Genomic DNA, 18027 nt, shown 5'->3' on the forward strand with positions numbered 1-18027 from the left:
TACCCGAAAGGCGGTGGGAGCGGTGCACCTCTCGCGAAGAGCACTGCTGTACGCGGGCCTCGCCACCACGGCGACCGCGGCGCTCGGCGGCACCACGGCAGGCTGCTCGGTACCGAACGGATCGACCGGCCGGAACATGACCCTCTGGTACTGGACCGGCGGGCTGAGCGACAAGGTCGTGGCGGACGCCAAAAAGCGCTTCACCGATGTCTCGCTCAAACCCGCCCAGATCGGCGGCTACTTCAAATCCAAGCTGCTGACCACGATGACCGGGCGTGCCTACATACCCGACATCACCGGTCTCAAGGGCGAGGACATGGCCTCGTACCTTCCCAACGCGGAGCAGTTCATCGATCTGCGCACGCTCGGCGCGGAGAAGCTGAAGGACCAGTACCTGCCCTGGAAGTGGGCCGAGGGCATCGCTCCCGACGGGAGCATGATCGGCTTTCCCATCGACACCGGCCCGGTCGCCCACTACTTCATGCCCGAGGTGTTCGACCGGGCGGGGCTGCCGACCGATCCGGCGGACGTCGGCAAGGAGATGGACACCTGGGAGAAGTACCTGGCGGCCGGTGAGCGGCTGAAGAAGAAGGTCCGCGGCGCGCATATGGTCATCGACGCGCTCACGATCTACCAGTACATGATCGCGCAGGGCACCCTGCGGTACGTCGACAAGGAACGGCGCTTCATCGGCGACCACGAGCATGTGCGGCGGGCCTGGAACATGGCGATCGACGCGTACGAGCGCGGCCTGTGCTCCCGGTACCAGTCCGGCACCCCGGACGCCAACGCGGCCATCGAGAACGGCCTGCTGCCCAGCCAGATCGGCGCCTCCTGGGTGGCCGGCGACCTCAAGCTGAACGTGCCCAAGACCAAGGGGAAGTGGCGGGTGGCCGCCCTGCCCGGCGGCCCGGCCAACAACGGCGGCTCCTTCCTGGCGATCACCAAGTCCTGCCGGAAGCCCGAGCTGGCCTTCGAGATCGTCACCTGGCTGCTGAACGCGGACAACCAGACCCGCGGTTTCACCGACGCCACGCTCTTCCCGTCCACCCCCGCCTCGTACCAGCACAAGGCGATGCGCGCCCCGGACCCGTTCTTCGGCGGCCAGGCCACCATCGATGTCTTCGGCCCCACGGCCGAGAAGATTCCGATCGCCTACCACAGCCCGTACGACTACCCCCTGGACCAAGCGGTCTCCGACGAACTGCGCAATGTGAACGCCCTGGGCAAGGATCCCCGCCGGGCGTGGAAGGACGCCATGGCCAAGTGCCGGCGCATAGCGGACCACCTGGGAGTGCTGACATGACCGGAGTAGGTGCCGCCCCCACGCTCGGCGCGCCCGCCGACGACGGTGTCAGATCCGCCGCCGCGCGCCCGAAGCCCCGCTCCGTGCTCGGGTACTGGCGGCTGTATCTGGCGATCTCGCCCTTCTATCTGCTCTTCCTGTGCTTCGGCCTGATCCCGGTGGGCTTCTCGCTCTATCTGTCCTTCCACCGGTGGGACGGCCTCGGCTCGATGGAGTACGCGGGCCTGTCGCAGTACCGCTATCTCCTCAGCGATTCACAGTTCTGGAACTCCCTCACCAATACTCTGATCATCTGGGCGATCGCCACCTTGCCGATGCTGTTCATCGCGCTGGTGACCGCGGTGATGCTCAACTCCGCGGTGCGGTTCAAGAACTTCTACCGCTTCGCGTACTTCCTTCCGAACGTCACCTCGGTCGTCGCCGTGGCGATCATCTTCACCTCGATCTTCTCCACCAACTTCGGCCTCGCGAACGCCGTGTTGCAGGGACTCGGACTCGATCAAGTGGCCTGGCTGAACACGGACTGGGGCATCAAGATCTCCATTGCCGTGCTGATGACCTGGCAGTGGACCGGCTACAACGCGCTGATCTTCCTCGCCGGGCTCCAGACCATTCCGAGCGAGCTCTACGAGGCCGCCCGCGTCGACGGCGCCGGGCCCGTGCAGACCTTCTTCCGGATCACCGTCCCTATGATGCGGCCGATCATCCTCTTCGCGCTGGTCGTCTCGACCGTCACCGGACTCCAGAGCTTCACCGAGCCGCAGGTGCTGCTGGCCAACACCAACAACACCTCCACCTTCGCGGGCGGCCCCGGCAACTCCGGCCAGACGATGGTCCTCTATTTCTTCCAGCAGAGCTTCGACAACAACGACTTCGGCTACGGCGCGGCCATCGCCTGGGGCATCTTCCTGGTCGTCGCCATCTTCTCGATCGTCAACTGGCGCCTGGTACAGCGCGGGAAAAAGTAGAGGGAGAGACCATCGTGAAAGGCTTGACGCTCTCCCGCCTAGAGGCGGGAGATTCCACCGGTCGCCCCATGGATTTCCTGCTTCGTCGCCGACCGCCCGCCCGGAGTTCTCCGTTGAGGACTTACACCGGCTCCACAGGCCGACACTGCCCGTCCGGCAGCCAGAAGGTTCTTCGCGGCGTTCACGTCACGGTCATGGGTGGCGCCGCAGCCACACGTCCAGGTGCGGACGTGCAACGGCATCGCCTCGGCGAGGGCGCCGCAGACGGAGCACCGCCTGGAGGAGGGGAAGAAGCGGTCGACCACGATCACTTCCCGCCCGTACCAGGCGCCTTTGTACTCCAGCATGCTCCGGAAGTCCGACCATGCCGCATCGCTGATGGCGCGGGCCAGACTCCAATTCTTGACCATGTTCCGCACGGTCAGGTCCTCGATCACGAGCGTTTGGTTTTCACGCACGAGACGAGTGGTCAGCTTGTGCAGCCCGTCACGCCGACGGTCGGCGATCCGGGCGTGGACCCTGGCGACCTTGCTCCGGGCCTTCGCCCGGTTCGCGGACCCCTTGGCCTTCTTCGCAAGGCGCCGCTGGGCCAGGGCAAGCCGGGCACGGTCACGGCGCTCGTGCCGGGGGTTGGCGATCTTCTCCCCGGTGGACAGGGTCAGCAAGTGGTCCAGGCCGACGTCGATACCGACCGCCGCACTCGTGGCGGCCAGTTGCTGGACGCCAGGGCCCTCGCACAGCACCGAGACGAACCAGCGGCCCGCCGCGTCCTGGGACACGGTCACCGTGGACGGCTTCGCTCCCTCGGGCAGGGGGCGGGACCACACGATGTCCAGTGGTTCGGCCATCTTCGCCAGCGTCAGCTTCCCGGCACGGAAGCGGAAGCCGCTGGTGGTGTACTCGGCGGACTTCCGGGACGTCTTCCGCGACTTGAAGCGCGGGTACTTCGCCCGCTTGGCGAAGAAGTTGGTGAACGCCGTCTGAAGGTGCCGCAGCGTCTGCTGGAGCGGGACCGAGGAGACCTCGTTGAGATAGGCCAGTTCCTCGGTCCTCTTCCACGCCGTCAGCATCGCCGACGTGGCGCTGTAGTTGACGCGCTCCTACCGGGCCCACACCTCGGTCCGGGCAGCGAGCGCCAGGTTGTAGACCTTCCGGACACACCCGAACGTGCGCGACAGCTCGGCTGCCTGCGCATCGGTCGGATAGAAGCGGTACCGATACGCCCGCTTCACACATGCCGTGGTCACACTCACAAGCTAGCGGGACTGCAAGTGAAGATCAAAGCTGCGGGTCAGGGCACGGTCTTTCGCCCTGGCGGCGAAATCCCGCTCCTCACCCTGCTCCGCAGGAGTCCGTTTCCTTACCGCCGTGAACGGCGGAGTATCCACGGAGGAACCTGATGAAGGGTACCCGCGCCAGAGGGCTGACCCTGCACATCTCGCTGATCGCCGGTGTGCTCGTCTCGCTCTTCCCGTTCTACTGGACCATCGTGATGTCGACCCATTCGTCGACGGAGATCTTCCAGTACCCGCCGAAGCTGCTGCCTGGGTCGCACTTCGACGAGAACGTCCACCATCTCTTCCAGAAGATCGACTTCTTCGGGTCGATGTTCAACACCCTGGTCGTCGCCGTCTCGGTGACCTTCCTCGTGCTGTTCTTCGACTCGCTCGCGGCCTTCGTCTTCGCGAAGTTCCACTTCCCGGGCCGCCGGGCGCTGTTCGTCATCATGATGGGCATCTTCATGGTGCCCGCCCAGCTCCAGGCCATCCCGCAGTTCGTGATCATGGCGAAGCTCGGCTGGATCGGCTCCCTCACCTCGCTCGTCATCCCGGCGGCCGCCAACGCCTTCGGGATCTTCTGGATGCGGCAGTACATGAAGGGCTCCATCCACGACGAACTCATGGACTCCTCCCGGCTGGACGGCTGCGGTTTCCTCCGCCAGTACTGGCACGTGGCGCTGCCCGTGGTCCGGCCCGGCCTCGCCTTCCTCGGCATCTTCACCTTCATGGCCCAGTGGAACGACTACGCCTGGCCGCTGATCGCCCTGATCAACCCGGACCATGTGACGCTCCAGGTCGCCCTCTCGCAGCTCAACAGCGTGAACGGCACCACCGACTACGGCATGGTGATGGCCGGCGCGCTGCTCGCCCTGATCCCGCTGCTCGTCGTGTTCTTCATCGGCGCCCGCCAGATCATGGCGGACCTCGCCAAGGGGGCCATCCGCTGATGGATCCGCGTCCGCCGAACACGCCTCCGATGGACCCGCCTCCGTTGGACCCGCCTCCTTCGTATCCGCGCCCGATGGGCCTGCGTCCCTGGGAGTCGCCCGAACTCACCTCCTGGCGACGGCTGCCGATGCATGCCGTGGACCGCGGGGCGGGCGCCATCTCGCTGGACGACGACCACTGGCGCTTCCAGCTACTGCCCGCGCCGGAGGTGCCCCCGTCCGAGGACTGGCGGCATCTGAAGGTGCCCGGCGCCTGGACCACTCAGGACACCGGCGACCTGCCGCAGTACACCAACTGGCGGATGCCCTGGCCCGACATCCCGCCGCACTCCCCCGCCGCCAACCCCACCGGCGTACACGAGCGCGACGTCGACATCCCGGCCGACTGGGCCGGGCGCCGCGTCATCCTGCACGTCGGCGCCGCGACCAGCGTGCTGATCGCCGAGGTGAACGGCCGGGCCGTGGGCATCGGCAAGGACTCGCATCTCGCGTCCGAGTTCGACATCACCGACGCGGTACGGACCGGGGCGGCCAACACCGTACGGCTGACCGTGGTCAAGTGGTCCGACGCCTCGCATATCGAGGACCAGGACCACTGGTGGCACGGCGGCATCACCCGCCCCGTCCTCCTCTACGCCACCGATCCGCTGCATCTGGCCGACGTGAAGATCAGCGCCCCCGCCGACGGACGGCTGCGCGTGGAGGTCCAGGTGCGCCACGCGGACGGGCCACTGCCCGCGGGCTGGCGCGTGTCCGGACACCTCGACGGGGTCGGCGAACTCACCCCCGACGAGGAGTACGCCGCCTGGTGCGTCCGGGAGGACCGGGTCTCGGACTTCCTCGGCGAGGCGCGCCTCCTCGCGACCGTGCCCGACGTCCGCCGCTGGTCCGCCGAGACGCCCGAGCTGTACGGGCTCGACATCCGGCTGCACCGCCCCGACGGATCCATCGCCGACACCTCCCGCCACCGCGTGGGCTTCCGCACCGTCGAGATCGTGGGCAACGACCTGCTGGTCAACGGCGAACGCGTCTTCATCCGTGGCGTCAACCGGCACGACTTCCACCCGCTCACCGGCCGCACCGTCACCCCGGGCGACATGCGCGCCGACCTGGAGACCATCAAGCGCTTCGGCTTCAACGCCGTCCGCACCGCGCACTACCCGAACGACCCCGCGCTGCTGGACCTCGCCGACGAGCTGGGCCTCTACCTTGTCGACGAGGCCGACATCGAAAGCCACGACCACGCCCACGAGATCGCCGACGACCCCCGCTATCTGGGCGCGTTCGTGGACCGGGTCTCGCGCATGGTGCTGCGGGACAAGAACCACGCGTGCATCATCGTGTGGTCGCTGGGCAACGAGAGCGACTACGGCGCGAACCACGACGCGGCGGCGGGCTGGCTGCGCCGCTACGACCCGACCCGTCCGCTGCAGTACGAGGGGGCGGCCAAGACCGACTGGTCCGGGGCGGACATCGCCTCCGACATCCTGTGCCCGATGTACGCGTCACTGGACGAGATCACCGCGCACGCCGCCTCCGGCGAGCAGACCAAGCCGCTCATCCTGTGCGAGTACTCGCACGCCATGGGCAACAGCAACGGCACCCTCGCCGACCACTGGGCGGCCATCGAGACCACCCCGGGTCTCCAGGGCGGCTTCATCTGGGAGTTCTGGGACCACGGCATCCTCCAGCGCCGGGCCACGGGCCGCCCCGCCGGCCCTGCCGCGTCCGGCGCCTACGCCCACGGGGTGGCCGCCGACGGCTACCGCTGGGCGTACGGCGGGGACTTCGGCGATCTGCCGAACGACGGCGCGTTCTGCGCGGACGGTCTGGTCTTCCCCGACCGCACCCCGAAACCCGCCATGTACGAGCATCGCGAGATCGCCGCCCCGCTGCGGCTGGCACGGAGCGATCCTGGCCGCCCGCCGCGCGTCACCAACGCCCAGCACTTCCGCGATGTGTCCTGGCTGACGGCCGAGTGGCGGCTGTCCGTCGAGGACGGCGGCACCCGCACCGCCCCGGCCGCACTGCCCGACCTCCCGCCCGGGGCCTCGGCGGACCTGCCCCTGCCCCACGGGCTGCTGGCCGAACTGCCCGCCGCGGGCGCCGCCGGCGGCGGCGAGGCATGGCTGACGCTGCAGGTGACCACGCGCCACGACGAGCCCTGGGCGCCGCGCGGCACCGAGGTGTGCGCACCCCAGATCCAGGTGCGCGAACGCCCCGCCCCGGCGCCACTGGCGGGGGTGTCCGTGGCGACGTCCGTGGCGGTGTCCGCCCACTCCCCCGACGTCGACGCGGAAGGGCTGTTGCGCCATCCGCTGCTGACCTGCCCGCCCGCCTTGAGCCTGTGGCGGGCGCCCACCGACAATGATCTGCTGGGCGGCGCCGCGGACCACTGGCGCGCGCTGGGCCTCGACCGGCTCGTCCGCGAACCCGTCTCGGTCGACCGGACGGACGGCCGCGTCCGCGTGCGCTCCGTCTACCCGACCGGCGCCGGGCCCGTCGAGCACCAGCAGGTCTTCGGCCTCCTCAATGACGACGGCCTGCTGATCGAGGAGACCGCCGTCCTCCCCGAGGGGCTGACCGACGTCGCGCGCGTGGGCACGGTCTTCGAGACGGTGGCCGGGCTGAACCACCTTCAGTGGTACGGCCAGGGCCCCTGGGAGACCTACCCGGACCGGCGGACGGGCGGCCCAGTGGGCCACCACCGGGCCCGCGTGGACAGCCTGTTCACCCCTTATCTGCGCCCCCAGGAGAGCGGCGGCCGGTCCGGCGTACGCCGCTTCGCACTGCTGTCGGACACCGGCACCGGTCTCGGCGTACGGCTGGACGCGCCCCGTCAGGTCTCGGTCACCCGGTACCGCGCGGCCGACCTCGCGGCCGCCTCCCACCACGACGAGCTGGTCCCCAGGCCGCGGTGCGTGGTCCAGCTCGACGCCGCCCACCGCGGCCTGGGCACCGCGTCCTGCGGCCCGGACACCCTCCCGCGCTACCGGCTGGCCCCCGGCACATACCACTGGTCATGGGTGCTGCGCCCGCTGTGACGCGCCCGCGTCGGGCGGCGTGGAGGTGATGCGCGCTACGGGGCCGCCTGCCAGCCCAGTGCCGGTCCGAGCCGGGTGGCGATGTCCGTGAGGATCTGGACGTAGTCCTCGTGGTCGAAGGTGAAGGGCAGGGCGAACGCCACCTCGTCGACCTCCCGGAAAGCGGCGTGCGAGGCGAGCCGTTCGGCGATCTCCTCGGAGGTGCCGACGAGATCGGGCGCGAACATCATGCGCGCCGGTCCCTGGGGCGTGGCGGTGCGCGGCATGCGTCGCAGGGCGTACTGCTCATACTTCGCGCGCTGGTCCGGCGAGGCGGTGTCGGTGGGGATGACGACAAGCCCTTGGGAGACACGGGCACAGTCGCCGTCGGGGTGGTGGGCGCGGAAGGTCTGTATGTGCGAGAGCTGGATCTCGGCGAAGTCCTCGGACTCCTCCGCCTTCACGACACTGCTGGTGAGCAGGTTCATTCCGTGTTCACCGGCCCACTGGGCCGACCGCAGGCTGCCACCGCCGTACCACATGCGGCGACCGAGCCCCGGGGAGTGCGGCTGCACGCGGTCGGAGAAGACCTCGAAGCCCTCGACACCGCTGAAGTCGGTGACCGGTTCGCCGCGTACGAAGTCCAGCAGCCGTCGCACCCGCTCGTGGCCGAAGTCCTCGAGGTCGGCGGTGTCGGGGTAGAGCGCGCCCTTGACCTGGTCGTAGTGGTTCGGCGGACCGACACTGACCCCCGGGTTGAGGCGGCCCCGGGACAGGATGTCGACTGTCGCCAGGTCTTCGGCCAGCCGCAGCGGGTTCTCCCATCCCACGGGTATGACCGCGGTGCCCAGCTCGATGCGGCTGGTGCGCTGCGAAGCCGCCGCCAGCACGGCCATCGGGGAGGAGATGCCGTATTGCAGATGCCGGTGGCGCACCCAGGCGCTGTCGAAGCCCAGCCGTTCGCCCATCTCGATGATCTGCAGTGTCGACTCATGGCCCCGGTGAGGGTCGGCCTCGTCGAACAGCCCTATGGTCAGGAAGCCCAGCTTCCGTAGGGGCTTCGAGGTCAACGGCATGGTGCGGCTCCCTGTCACATGGCGGTCAACGACGTGAGGCTGACGGCGGTGGCGAACGCGCCGTCGTGGTGGACGAGGGCGGGCCCCTCGGCAGGACCGCCTCCGGACTGCACCTCGCCGATCACGAGAAGATGGTCGCCGACTTGTTCACACCGGGTCACGCGGGCGGCGAGCCATGCCGGTACTCCGTCCAGCACGGGGAGACCGTCGCCCGCGTCCTGCCAGGAGACACCCGAGAAGCGGTCGGTGCCACTGCGGGCGAACTGCCCCGCGAGCGCGGCGTTGTGGGCGCCCAGCACATGGACGGCGAAGCGGTCCGCGCGCTGGACGGCGCCGGCGGTCGAGGCGGCGGCGCCGAGGTAGAACGAGACCAGGGGCGGGTCGAGTGAGACCGAGGTGAACGAGGTCGCGGTGAACCCGGCGGGCCCCGGCACGGTGATGACCGTGACGCCGGCCGCGTGCCTGCGCAGGGTGCGGCGCAGTATGTCGCCGTTGTCGGCTCCGGTGGGGGCGGTCGCCGGTTCGGTGGCGGGGCGGCCAGTGGACACGGTCATGCTGATTACCTTCCCAGGGGGCGGTGCCGGACGGTCAGGAATGTGCGGGGTGGGCGCCGGTTTCGAGGGTGAGGAGCGGGCTCATCTCCCGGTCGGCGCGCAGGCGTTCCAGCCACAGCACGATGGTGGCCGCCGTGGTGCGGTGAGTGGCGTCGTTCAGCACGTCGTGCACGCCCTCGTGCAGTACGCCGAGGGTCGCGTGGGGCAGTCGTTCGGCCAGGCCGCGGGCCTGCTCCAGCGGAGAGATCGGGTCCGCCTCGCCGTGCAGGACCAGGACGGGGAGGTCGGGCCGGGTGTCGGGGAGCAGATGCGCCGGTACGGGGCCGAAGAGGCGCCCTCGGACGAACTCCCGGTCGTCGGTGATCTTCTCGCGGTGGGTCGGGCAAGCGGTGCGCGCCGCCAACTCGGCTTCCCAGTCGACGATTTGGTCGTCGCCGGTGGCGCCGGTGGCGCCGGTGGCCGGTGCGGGTCCATCCGTCGTCGGCGCGGTTCCGGCGAGGATCAGGCCCGCCGGCGCGAGCGGCGCATCGGTGTCGGCGGCCGCGTGGAGGGCCTGGAGGGCGCCGGTGTCGCTGCCGATGAGGACGATCGGCGCGGCCGGGCGTTCACCCGCGGCCGCCGCCACCTTGGTCAGCACCTCCCGCGCCGTGTGCTCCGGCACTGTATCGAGGGCGTGCACGACATACCCGTCCGCCGCGAGTCTGCGGCCGAAGCGCTCGTATGTGCCGCCGTGTTCGCCGCGGCCGGGCAGGACGAGGAGGGTGCCCCGCGGCAGGACTCCGGTGGGTGGCTGCCAGCTGTGCACCGTGGCGGCGGGCACGGTGGGTGCGGTGGTCATCGGGCCTCCTCGGTCTCGATCATGCCGATGAACTCGACCGACGACGCGGGCGATGGGGAGCGTGGGGTCATGGGTCAATTGCCTTTCGGGGCAGGTGGGTTGGACGCGGTGGCGGTGAACCGGCGGGCCAGTGCCGCGCGGCCGGTGGCAGTGAGGACGGAGTCGTCCTGCGGGGTGTGCACACGGCTGCACAGCACGTCCCGGTAATGCCGCTGGAGCGGGTTGGCACGCGTGAGGCCGTGATTTCCGGTGAGCGTGAGCGCCTGGTCGACGGCGGTGATGGCGGCGCGGGTGCCGAGGACCTTGGCGACGCCCGCCCGTTCGGCGGCCTCCGGGTCGCCCGCGTCGACGCGGGCGGCGAGCGCGTCCACGAGCGTGTCGGCGCCGATGAGGGCCGTCTCGATCTCGCCGACGGCGCTCTGGAAGCGGGGCAGGGTCGCAAGCGGCGCACCGAGGGCGGTGGGCACGCGCTCGTGGAGGAAGCCGGTCAGCCAGTCGCGGGCGGCGCCCGCGACGCCGAGGTACAGCGCGGTCAGGCCGAGGGCGTTCCAGGCCCCGGTCACCGGGTCCGGGCGGGCGCCCGGCGTGTCGCCGGGCTCGGTGAGGCCGATGACGTCGTCGGCGGGGACCGGTACGGAATCCAGGACGACGTCGTCGCTGCGGCTGGCCCGCAGACCGACGTGATCCCAGGTCGGCTCCACGGTCAGCCCGGGGCTGCCCGAGCGGACGATGAAGGTGCCGACGCGCACAGGCTCCCCGTCGCCGGGTTCGGTGCGCGCGAAGACCAGCATGCGGCTGAGCCCGATCGCCCCCGTGGAGTAGATCTTCCGGCCCGTCAGCAGCCAGTGGCGACCGTCGCGCCGCGCGGTGGTGGCGGGCAGCCCGCCGCGGATCGGACTGCCGAGTTCCGGCTCGACGCGCAGGGTGTTGACCAGGGCCGGGCCCGCGGCCGACGCGGCGAGCAAGTCGGCGTAGACGGTGGCCGGCCAGGCGGGCGTACGGGCCTCGGCGGCGTGGACGAACAGAGTCATGGCCGCCACCAGGGCCACGGCCGGGTCGCCGGCGCCGAGGGCACGCAGGATGCGGACGGTGTCGGCGAGCCCGGCCCCGGGCCCGCCGTGCCGCGTGGCGACGGTGGCGGTGAGCAGCCCGGCTTCGTGGACCAGGGCGACCCCTTCGGTGGGGAAGGAGGCGTCGCGGTCGTGTGCGGGAGCGCGGACGGCCAGCGCCGCGGTGAGCTCGGGAAGCCGGTCGAAGTCCAGGGGCGGCAGGGCTGTGGAGCGGTGGGTCCGGTCGGTGGTGGAGGTCACGGGGTCTCCGGAGTGGCTGTCGCGTCGGCGGTCGTGGTCGTACGGGGTGCGGCGCCCGCGGTGGTCCGATCCCCGGGAGCGTGGTGATCGGCGCGGCGGACGCGGACCGTCACCGGCGGGGCCGCGGCCCGTCGCTGAACACCGCGCCTACGAACACCGCGCACGGCTCCGGGGACGGCCGGAGCAAGGTCTGTCGATCCGGGGGCGGCTGATCACGCCCGGGCTCACGGGAGTTGAGGAGGAATTCCGGGCCGAGCCGGTGGCGGGAAGCGGTCACCTACAAGGTGCCGAGCGCTCCCAGGGACGGTGAAAATCGCCGCTCAGCGACAAAGAGCGCTGGAGGTGCGCAGGTAGTCCACGTAGCGGCAGAGCACGCCCGGATGCGTCGAGTGCATACCCCTTATGGTCGCGACCGCAGAAGCCGCTGTCAATGGACACCTTTAGGTGTCTCATCGTGCGGAACCCCGGCGACCTGCGCCTTCGTCAGCGCATCAGCGCTGACGAGGCGGCTACCACCCGGCTCCCGGACGATCCCCTGCTGCCCGGAGGGCACCTCGACACCCAGCCGGGCAAGCAGTCGTTCGCACAGCATGACGGACTCGGGGGTGCCGTGCCGGCGCGGCGCCGGAAACTCCACGGCGAGGTCGGCGGCTATCCGGCTCCCGTCCAGGCCCACCTCGGCGAGCGCCGTGCGCGCCCGCTCCCATCGCCACCGGCTCGGCACACCGCAGCGCCTCGCACTCTCGCCAGGACAGACCACGGGCTGATGGGAATCCTGGCCATCAGGCCGGGCAGCCTCCCGGTCGCCACGACCGCGACCCGATCGAGACGACAGCCTCAGTAGGTACACCATCGGGTACATCGTGGGGCCGCCTGGTCCGCGGCGGCGACGCGGTCGTCGGTACGGTGATTCCGGGGGTGCGGAATGTGGTTGAACGTATCGAACAAGGATCTGCCCGCGCAGGACCGGTTCCCCTTCTGGGCCGATCTGCTCTCCCACGAGCTGGCCCCTCTCACTCTCAGCAGCACGAAGGCCGCTGTCGATTTTCCCGCGAGGGCCTCCGTACTGGATCTCGGCTCCGTACGGGTGGTCGCGTTCCATAGCCCGCCCGCGCACCTGAGACGCACCTGGGCGGACATCCGGCGGGCCGACCCGGGCACGTACCAGCTGACCTTCGTCTCCGGCGCCCCACTGTGGGTCAGCCAGCGGCGCCAGGACTCCGGGCTGGTGCTCGGTGACATGGTGCTCTGGGATGTCTCGCACCCGTTCGAGGGCGCGGTGCCCGACCAGGGCCGTCACGTCCAGTCGGTCATCATGCAGCTGCCGCGCGAGGAGCTGCCGCTGCCACCGGACAAGGTCCACCGGCTCCTCGCCCAGCCCTTGTCGGCCCGCACCGGTATGGGAGCGATTCTCGCCCGGTTCATGACCACACTGGACGCCTACGGCCGCGACTGCGACCCGTGCGATCTGAGCCGATTAGGGGCGATGGCACTCGACCTGACGGGCGCCTGTCTGGCCCAGCACCTCGGAGCCTACGACGACCTTCCCGCCGAGACCCGCCAACAGGCCCTGCTGGCCCGCGTCAACGCCTTCATCGACCACAACCTCGGCGATCCGGACCTGGGACCGGCGGATATCGCGGCACACCATCACCTCTCCGTGCGCTCCCTGCACACGCTCTTCCGGCAGCAAGGGGAGACCGTGGCGGCCTCGATACGCCGGCGCCGCCTGGAACGCTGCCACGCCGACCTCACCGACCCCCGGCTGCGACGACGGTCGATCAGCGCCATCGCCGCCCGGTGGGGGTTTCTGCGCCCAGCGGACTTCAGCCGAGCGTTCCGCGCCGCGTACGGCGTGGCGCCCAGAGAGCTCCGGCAGGTGGCGCCGCGCGGTCTGCCGGATACGCGGCGGGCCGCGCTGAGCGACAAGTAACCCCGCACGCATCGCCAACTCGCGGCCGACGGCGCGCGCCACGATGTGTGTGAGGGAACCGGGGGAAGGCAGGGGGACGCCGGCACCCTACCGCGGCCCCCGCGCCTTCCGCCCCTCGTTCAACTGAACACAGCTGGATTGCTGCGCCACATCAGCACCACACTCCTAGCCAAAAGGGGGAACATCCATGCGGAAATTGCTAGCTTTGTCCGCCGGTGTCGCCGCGCTCGCAGCGACACTTGCCGGACCGAGCGCCGCAAGCGCATCCGAGACCCGCTTCACCGAAGTCGCCGGGGTCGAAGGACTGTACAGGGTGACCGGAACCAGCAGCGACGCCATCGCGCAGGACGCGTACGACCGTTGTGGGGCGGGCACGTGCTTCTTCCAGCACTTCCAGGGCGAAGGGCTGTTCTGGACCGTCCCCAGCTGCGGACGACACCATCTCCCCGACTACCTCGACGGCAAGGCGACGTCGGCCTGGAACAGGACACCGACCCCCATCGTCCTCTACGACGGCACCTACACCGGGCGGCTGGGAACCATGCCGGGTGGATTCAAGGGCAACCTCAACCCTGCCCACGACAACAAGCTGAGCTCCGTCGACGCGGCCTGCTGAGCCTGCCCGAGACCAGCGAAGGTGCGCACCCGCTCACTCACCACGGCCCCGCTCGTGCCGCACCCCGTCACAGCCGGCACCGGACCGCCGTGTCCGGCTCGGCCTCGACCGTGCCCGGGTGGGCGGCGCAGGAGCGGTGGGTGTCAGCGCCCCGTTGACACCTGGGCGTGCCGACGCCGGTGTTCTCCGGTCCGGACGCCTCGGCATCCGGACCGTCGGCGGCCCACCCGATCGCGGTGTGCACACCGTATCGGCCGGGCAGTTCCTTCGCCGACAGCAGCCACTCCGGCAAGGTGGCGCCACCGGTGCGGGCCTGGGATCTGTTCGTCGGGCGAGGTCAGTGTCATCCCGGCTGGGGCGGCGGCTCGTGCGCCGGGGTGGCGGTTGGGAAGCTTGCGGATGCGTGCACGCGCTCGTTGCGCCGCTACCCGCGCTGCTCGTAGCGCCGCCACTCGCGTCCACCGTCGCGAGAGATCCATAGCCCCTCGCCCTTCACCAGGTCGTACGTCGCCGTCGTCGCGTCCGCGATGCCGTAGAGGGTCGTGCCGTCGACGGTCATCGACGTGAATTTCGCCGGCGTCTTCAGTTCGTGGAAGGCGCTGTTGATGCGGTCATCGGCGAGCCAGTAACGGCCGCCTTCCTCGCCGACGAGCAGCCGTCCGTCCGCAAGCACCTCCAGGACCAGCGCCTCCGGGCCACGCTTCAGGTCTCTCCAGGGGATGCCGCCGGTGAGGACCGTCTGCCAGCGCTCGCCGCCGTCCGTCGTCACCAACAGGCCGCGTACGCCCCCGCCCCGGGTGAGGGACAGTGCCACGGTGCCGCCCCGCGCGGCGAGGATGCCCCCCGTGAACGGCTTCGGGACGGCCGTGGAGCCAAGGATGCGACCGTCGTGCTGCCATACGACGCGGTTGGGGTCTTCGGTCAGGGGCTGGTCCAGGCTCCAGGCCGTGCCTCGCTCGTCGATGTCGAAGCGGATGGCGTCGTCCAGCACTCCGGCCGGGGGCGCCACGGTGCGCGTGGCGGGGCGGTAGATGAGGGTCGGCTCCAGTTCGGCGAGCAGGACGTCGCCGGGGCGGGTGCGCAACGGGGTCTCGGTGCTGATGACCTTGTGCGGTTTGCCGCGTACATCGAGGGCGTACGCTCCCTCGGCTCCCTCCCCCGGCACCCGCACGAAGCCCCCGCGCACCCCCTTGAACGCGGTCGGCGCTGCCTCCGCGTCCGCGTGTTCCGCGTGCTCGGCGACCGTATGGCCGTCGGGGCCGACGATGCGCCAGGCGGTGGCGGCCGGTCCCTCGTCGTCCTCGACGTTGCCGGCGTTGTACGTCAGGAGCAGCGAGCCGTCGTCCGCGCGGACGACGCCGGTGGGTGCGCCGGCCGCTTCGATGACATTGGCGGGGCGCGGGTGAGCGTCTTCGATGACGCGCTTGTACTTCGCCTCGCGGTCCCCGTAGTCCCCGTGGTCCCCGTGGTCCCCGTCGTCGGAGCCGCCCGGGCCGCAGGCGGTCAGCGCCAGCGCCGCACTCGCCGCGGCCACGAGCCCGCCCCTCCGCCTCCCGCGCTTCCTCAGCAATGCCATTGACACATCCTCACATGAGGCGGCGGCCGCCTTGCACGACGGCTGGTTGATTCCGCGAAGCTCTGCGGGAACGGCTGCGTCCCGCCACCACCTCGCGACCTGCCCCCGAGCGTGGCCCAAGCGCAGGCGGGTGCGGGGCGCCGGAACGCCACCCGCATGTCCGGCGCCAACTCGGGATCGCCGCGCTCCTACTCAGCCTCGCGCCGCGAACGCAGCGGCCGCTTGCTCGAAGGATGCTGGTTCACGGCCGAGTAGCATCCGCAGGACGTTGCGGTTGCCGCGCAGGCCATGCCGGTCGTAGCCCTCCCACATGGCGCGCATGTCCGAGGCCCGGGACGGAGAGTCGGCGACCCACCTGCCGGGCCGGAGCCCTCCCCCATATCGACAGGACGATCTGGGCGAACATCGAGGGCTGGAGGATCGTCCAGTCCAGGTCCGAGGCCCGCACAGCGGCCTCGGCATGCGCCTTGCGCATAGGGAGGCGCAGCCCGGGGGTCTGCTGCGGCTGAACCCTCTGCCTGGCCCGGGGCCGGCCGTCGGCCACCTTCGACCAGAACATGCTGAGGCGCCTCGTTGGGCTGATCGGATGAGGGGGTGTGGGTGTTGTCAGTCCGGCAGCAGGTGTGACACCAGGCCGCGTGTCCATTCGGGGGTGAGGGCCTGGTCGGTGAAGACCGCCCGGTAGTAGAGAGGGGCGATCACGGCGTCCGTGACGCGTTCGACGGTGGGGGTCTGATTGCCCCGGGCCTGTTCCCGTTCGAGCATGGCTTGGAGCTGTTGCTGGCGTTCGCCCGTGCATGCGCTGGCGCCTTGATCTCCGGCTGTGCCGATGGTGGCGCGCACCAGAGGGAGCGTGTCCGGGTCGTTGAGGTCCTTGGCGAGGTCGGACGCATAGCGCTCCAGATCCTCGCGGAGGCTTCCGGTGTCCGGCACCACGATATCGCCGGAGAAACGGCTGGTCGCGACGTCGGTGAGCAGTTCGCCGACGGAGCCCCAGCGGCGGTAGACCGTGGTGGCGTGCACGCCCGCGCGGGCCGCTACGACCGGGATCGTCAGCAGTTCGTCGGCCTCGTCGGTGAGCAGCTCCTCGACGGCCCGGTGGACGGCCGCGCGGATTCGGGCGGAGCGGCCGCCGGGCCGGCTGCCGGTGTGGGGCGGAGGGGCGACGCGAGTGGACATATGACCAGTATGGCATCGATCACTGCGTTTGAATGCAGCGATCAATGCGTTTACGGTAGCGTGAAGCCACTAACGCATCGATCACTGCGAGAATCCATATGCCTGCTCCACCTGCAGTCACCGCCGGACCGCCCGCCGGGGATCCGCACCGCGCACCGCGGAAGGGTGCCTTCCCCTACGTGGGCGCCATCCTCGTCCTCTTCCTGGCCGCTTCCAGCGCACCGTCCCCGCTCTACGCGGTCTACCGGCAGCAATGGCATTTCACGGCGTGGGTGCTGGCCGTCGTCTTCGCCCTCTACGTGGTCGGCCTGCTGGGCTCGTTGCTCGTCGTGGGAGCGCTGTCGGACCATCTCGGCCGCCGGCCGGTGCTCGCCGCGGCGATCGGGCTGGAGATGGTCGCACTCGTCCTGTTCTACGTCGCCGGGGACGTGTTCGTCCTGTCCGCCGCCCGGGTGCTGCAGGGCATCGCGACCGGGGCGGCGACGACCACCCTGAGCGCCACCCTTGTCGATCTCGAGCCGTCGCATGCCCGCGGGCGCGCAGGCGTCATCACCTCGGTGTCTCCCCTGACCGGGCTCGCTCTGGGTGCCCTCGGCAGCGGTGTGCTGGTGGAGTTCGGCCCCGCCCCGACCCGGCTGGTCTACACACTGCTGTTCGGCGCAATGGCGCTGGCGGCGGTGGTCGTCGCCCTCATGCCGGAGACGTCGCTCCGCCGGCCGGGGGCCGTCGCCTCCCTGCGCCCGCGGGTCGCGATGCCCGCGCACCTGCGCGCCGACATCGTCCCGGTGGTGCCTGCGATGATCGCCGGCTGGGCCTTGGCCGGGATGTACCTCTCGCTCGGCCCGTCCGTCGCGGCCGAGTTGCTGGGGCTGCGCAGCCATCTGATCGGCGGCGTCGTGGTGACGCTCCTGACGGGCACCGGAGCGCTCGCGGTCTTCCTGCTCCGCTCCCGTCCCGCGCCCTCGCTGCTGGCCCCCTCGTCCGCACTGCTCGGACTCGGCACCCTGATATCGCTTGCCGGGGTCGCCGATGACCTCGCCTGGCTTGCCGCTGTCGGCACCGTCGTTTCGGGTCTCGGCATGGGCGCTTCGGTGCTGGCGACGTTCGGCACCTTCGCCCGGATCGCCAAGCCGCACGAGCGCAGCGAGGTCTTCGCCCTGGCGAACATCATCGCCTATCTGGGAAACAGTGTGCCCTCCGTCCTCGGCGGAATCGCGGTCACCGCCCTGGGAGTGAGGACCGCCACCGGGATCTACGCGCTGGCGATCGCGGTGATCGCTGCCACTGCCCTCATCCTGCGCCTGAACCAGATACGGGCGGAGCGCCGTGCCGCCATGGCCCCTGCGGCTGAGGCTCCCGTCGCCGCGGCGGATCCCGCGACCGCCGTTTCATGCCACTGAACCGATACCCCGTTTACCATC

The 18027-nt window shown here is 70.4% G+C and carries 15 protein-coding genes and 1 pseudogene; 7 read left to right on the forward strand and 9 right to left on the reverse strand.

Annotation, left to right across the window (positions count from 1 at the left end):
- Nucleotides 1–22 precede the first annotated feature (22 nt).
- Together J5X86_RS35760 and J5X86_RS35765 are read left to right on the forward strand one after the other, a co-directional pair.
- Nucleotides 23–1306, forward strand: coding sequence for an extracellular solute-binding protein (locus J5X86_RS35760; RefSeq protein WP_208520869.1), 1284 nt, complete (start codon nucleotides 23–25; stop codon nucleotides 1304–1306).
- Entirely contained in the window at nucleotides 1303–2274 is a 972-nt protein-coding gene (locus tag J5X86_RS35765) for a carbohydrate ABC transporter permease (protein ID WP_208520825.1), read from the forward strand. The genes J5X86_RS35760 and J5X86_RS35765 overlap by 4 nt, the downstream gene beginning before the upstream one ends.
- A gap of 38 nt (nucleotides 2275–2312) precedes the next feature.
- Here the strand turns inward: J5X86_RS35765 and J5X86_RS35770 are convergent.
- A pseudogene (locus tag J5X86_RS35770) lies at nucleotides 2313–3527 on the reverse strand (RNA-guided endonuclease InsQ/TnpB family protein).
- Between the two features lie 146 nt (nucleotides 3528–3673).
- Here J5X86_RS35770 and J5X86_RS35775 point away from each other — a divergent pair.
- Together J5X86_RS35775 and J5X86_RS35780 are read left to right on the forward strand one after the other, a co-directional pair.
- A complete protein-coding gene (locus J5X86_RS35775; RefSeq protein WP_078646375.1) occupies nucleotides 3674–4501 on the forward strand; it encodes a carbohydrate ABC transporter permease in 828 nt (275 codons plus the stop codon).
- Nucleotides 4502–4575: 74 nt separating this feature from the next.
- Complete coding sequence (locus J5X86_RS35780) at nucleotides 4576–7545, forward strand: glycoside hydrolase family 2 TIM barrel-domain containing protein (protein ID WP_243982307.1); 2970 nt, start codon at nucleotides 4576–4578, stop codon at nucleotides 7543–7545.
- A gap of 35 nt (nucleotides 7546–7580) precedes the next feature.
- On the opposite strand, the gene J5X86_RS35785 is transcribed toward J5X86_RS35780, so the two are convergent.
- The 5 genes from J5X86_RS35785 to J5X86_RS35805 all read right to left on the reverse strand — a co-directional run bounded on the left by J5X86_RS35785 (nucleotide 7581) and on the right by J5X86_RS35805 (nucleotide 12026).
- Nucleotides 7581–8600 carry an LLM class flavin-dependent oxidoreductase gene (locus J5X86_RS35785; RefSeq protein WP_208520827.1) on the reverse strand — a complete coding sequence of 340 codons (1020 nt, stop codon included), beginning with the start codon at nucleotides 8598–8600 and terminating at the stop codon, nucleotides 7581–7583.
- A 14-nt stretch (nucleotides 8601–8614) separates the two neighbouring features.
- On the reverse strand, nucleotides 8615–9154 hold the full coding sequence (locus tag J5X86_RS35790; protein ID WP_208520828.1) for a flavin reductase family protein: 540 nt from the start codon (nucleotides 9152–9154) through the stop codon (nucleotides 8615–8617).
- A 34-nt stretch (nucleotides 9155–9188) separates the two neighbouring features.
- Nucleotides 9189–9992, reverse strand: a complete 804-nt coding sequence (locus J5X86_RS35795; protein ID WP_243982308.1) for an alpha/beta hydrolase — start codon at nucleotides 9990–9992, stop codon at nucleotides 9189–9191.
- Between the two features lie 74 nt (nucleotides 9993–10066).
- A complete protein-coding gene (locus J5X86_RS35800) occupies nucleotides 10067–11302 on the reverse strand; it encodes an acyl-CoA dehydrogenase family protein (protein WP_208520829.1) in 1236 nt (411 codons plus the stop codon).
- Between the two features lie 427 nt (nucleotides 11303–11729).
- Nucleotides 11730–12026 (reverse strand): hypothetical protein, encoded by a 297-nt coding sequence (locus tag J5X86_RS35805; RefSeq protein ID WP_208520830.1) that lies wholly within the window; start codon nucleotides 12024–12026, stop codon nucleotides 11730–11732.
- A 207-nt stretch (nucleotides 12027–12233) separates the two neighbouring features.
- Between J5X86_RS35805 and J5X86_RS35810 the strand changes: the two genes are divergently transcribed.
- Both J5X86_RS35810 and J5X86_RS35815 read left to right on the forward strand, forming a co-directional pair.
- Nucleotides 12234–13235, forward strand: coding sequence for a helix-turn-helix domain-containing protein (locus J5X86_RS35810; RefSeq protein WP_208520831.1), 1002 nt, complete (start codon nucleotides 12234–12236; stop codon nucleotides 13233–13235).
- 313 nt (nucleotides 13236–13548) lie between these two features.
- Nucleotides 13549–13851: a peptidase inhibitor family I36 protein gene (locus tag J5X86_RS35815; RefSeq protein ID WP_208520832.1), complete on the forward strand. Its 303-nt coding sequence runs from the start codon at nucleotides 13549–13551 to the stop codon at nucleotides 13849–13851.
- Nucleotides 13852–13918: 67 nt separating this feature from the next.
- Here the strand turns inward: J5X86_RS35815 and J5X86_RS35820 are convergent, their stop codons facing one another.
- From J5X86_RS35820 to J5X86_RS35830, 3 genes are all read right to left on the reverse strand, one after another.
- The gene (locus tag J5X86_RS35820; RefSeq protein WP_208520833.1) at nucleotides 13919–14143 is read right to left on the reverse strand and encodes a hypothetical protein; all 225 of its coding nucleotides are present in this window, start codon (nucleotides 14141–14143) and stop codon (nucleotides 13919–13921) included.
- A 132-nt stretch (nucleotides 14144–14275) separates the two neighbouring features.
- Nucleotides 14276–15385 carry a hypothetical protein gene (locus tag J5X86_RS35825; RefSeq protein ID WP_308124818.1) on the reverse strand — a complete coding sequence of 370 codons (1110 nt, stop codon included), beginning with the start codon at nucleotides 15383–15385 and terminating at the stop codon, nucleotides 14276–14278.
- A gap of 648 nt (nucleotides 15386–16033) precedes the next feature.
- A complete protein-coding gene (locus J5X86_RS35830; protein ID WP_208520835.1) occupies nucleotides 16034–16606 on the reverse strand; it encodes a TetR-like C-terminal domain-containing protein in 573 nt (190 codons plus the stop codon).
- Nucleotides 16607–16704: 98 nt separating this feature from the next.
- Between J5X86_RS35830 and J5X86_RS35835 the strand changes: the two genes are divergently transcribed.
- Entirely contained in the window at nucleotides 16705–18006 is a 1302-nt protein-coding gene (locus tag J5X86_RS35835; protein ID WP_208520836.1) for an MFS transporter, read from the forward strand.
- Nucleotides 18007–18027: the final 21 nt, after the last annotated feature.

Origin of the sequence: Streptomyces sp. NEAU-YJ-81, assembly GCF_017592595.1 — a bacterium.
Lineage (GTDB): Bacteria > Actinomycetota > Actinomycetes > Streptomycetales > Streptomycetaceae > Streptomyces > Streptomyces hygroscopicus_B.

Coding starts and splice junctions, on each gene's coding strand:
- J5X86_RS35765 (WP_208520825.1), top strand. CDS start 1,303: ATGACCGGAGTAGGTGCCGCCCCCACGCTCGGCGCGCCCGCCGACGAC.
- J5X86_RS35775 (WP_078646375.1), top strand. CDS start 3,674: ATGAAGGGTACCCGCGCCAGAGGGCTGACCCTGCACATCTCGCTGATC.
- J5X86_RS35780 (WP_243982307.1), top strand. CDS start 4,576: ATGGGCCTGCGTCCCTGGGAGTCGCCCGAACTCACCTCCTGGCGACGG.
- J5X86_RS35785 (WP_208520827.1), bottom strand. CDS start 8,600: ATGCCGTTGACCTCGAAGCCCCTACGGAAGCTGGGCTTCCTGACCATA.
- J5X86_RS35790 (WP_208520828.1), bottom strand. CDS start 9,154: ATGACCGTGTCCACTGGCCGCCCCGCCACCGAACCGGCGACCGCCCCC.
- J5X86_RS35795 (WP_243982308.1), bottom strand. CDS start 9,992: ATGACCACCGCACCCACCGTGCCCGCCGCCACGGTGCACAGCTGGCAG.
- J5X86_RS35830 (WP_208520835.1), bottom strand. CDS start 16,606: ATGTCCACTCGCGTCGCCCCTCCGCCCCACACCGGCAGCCGGCCCGGC.
- J5X86_RS35835 (WP_208520836.1), top strand. CDS start 16,705: ATGCCTGCTCCACCTGCAGTCACCGCCGGACCGCCCGCCGGGGATCCG.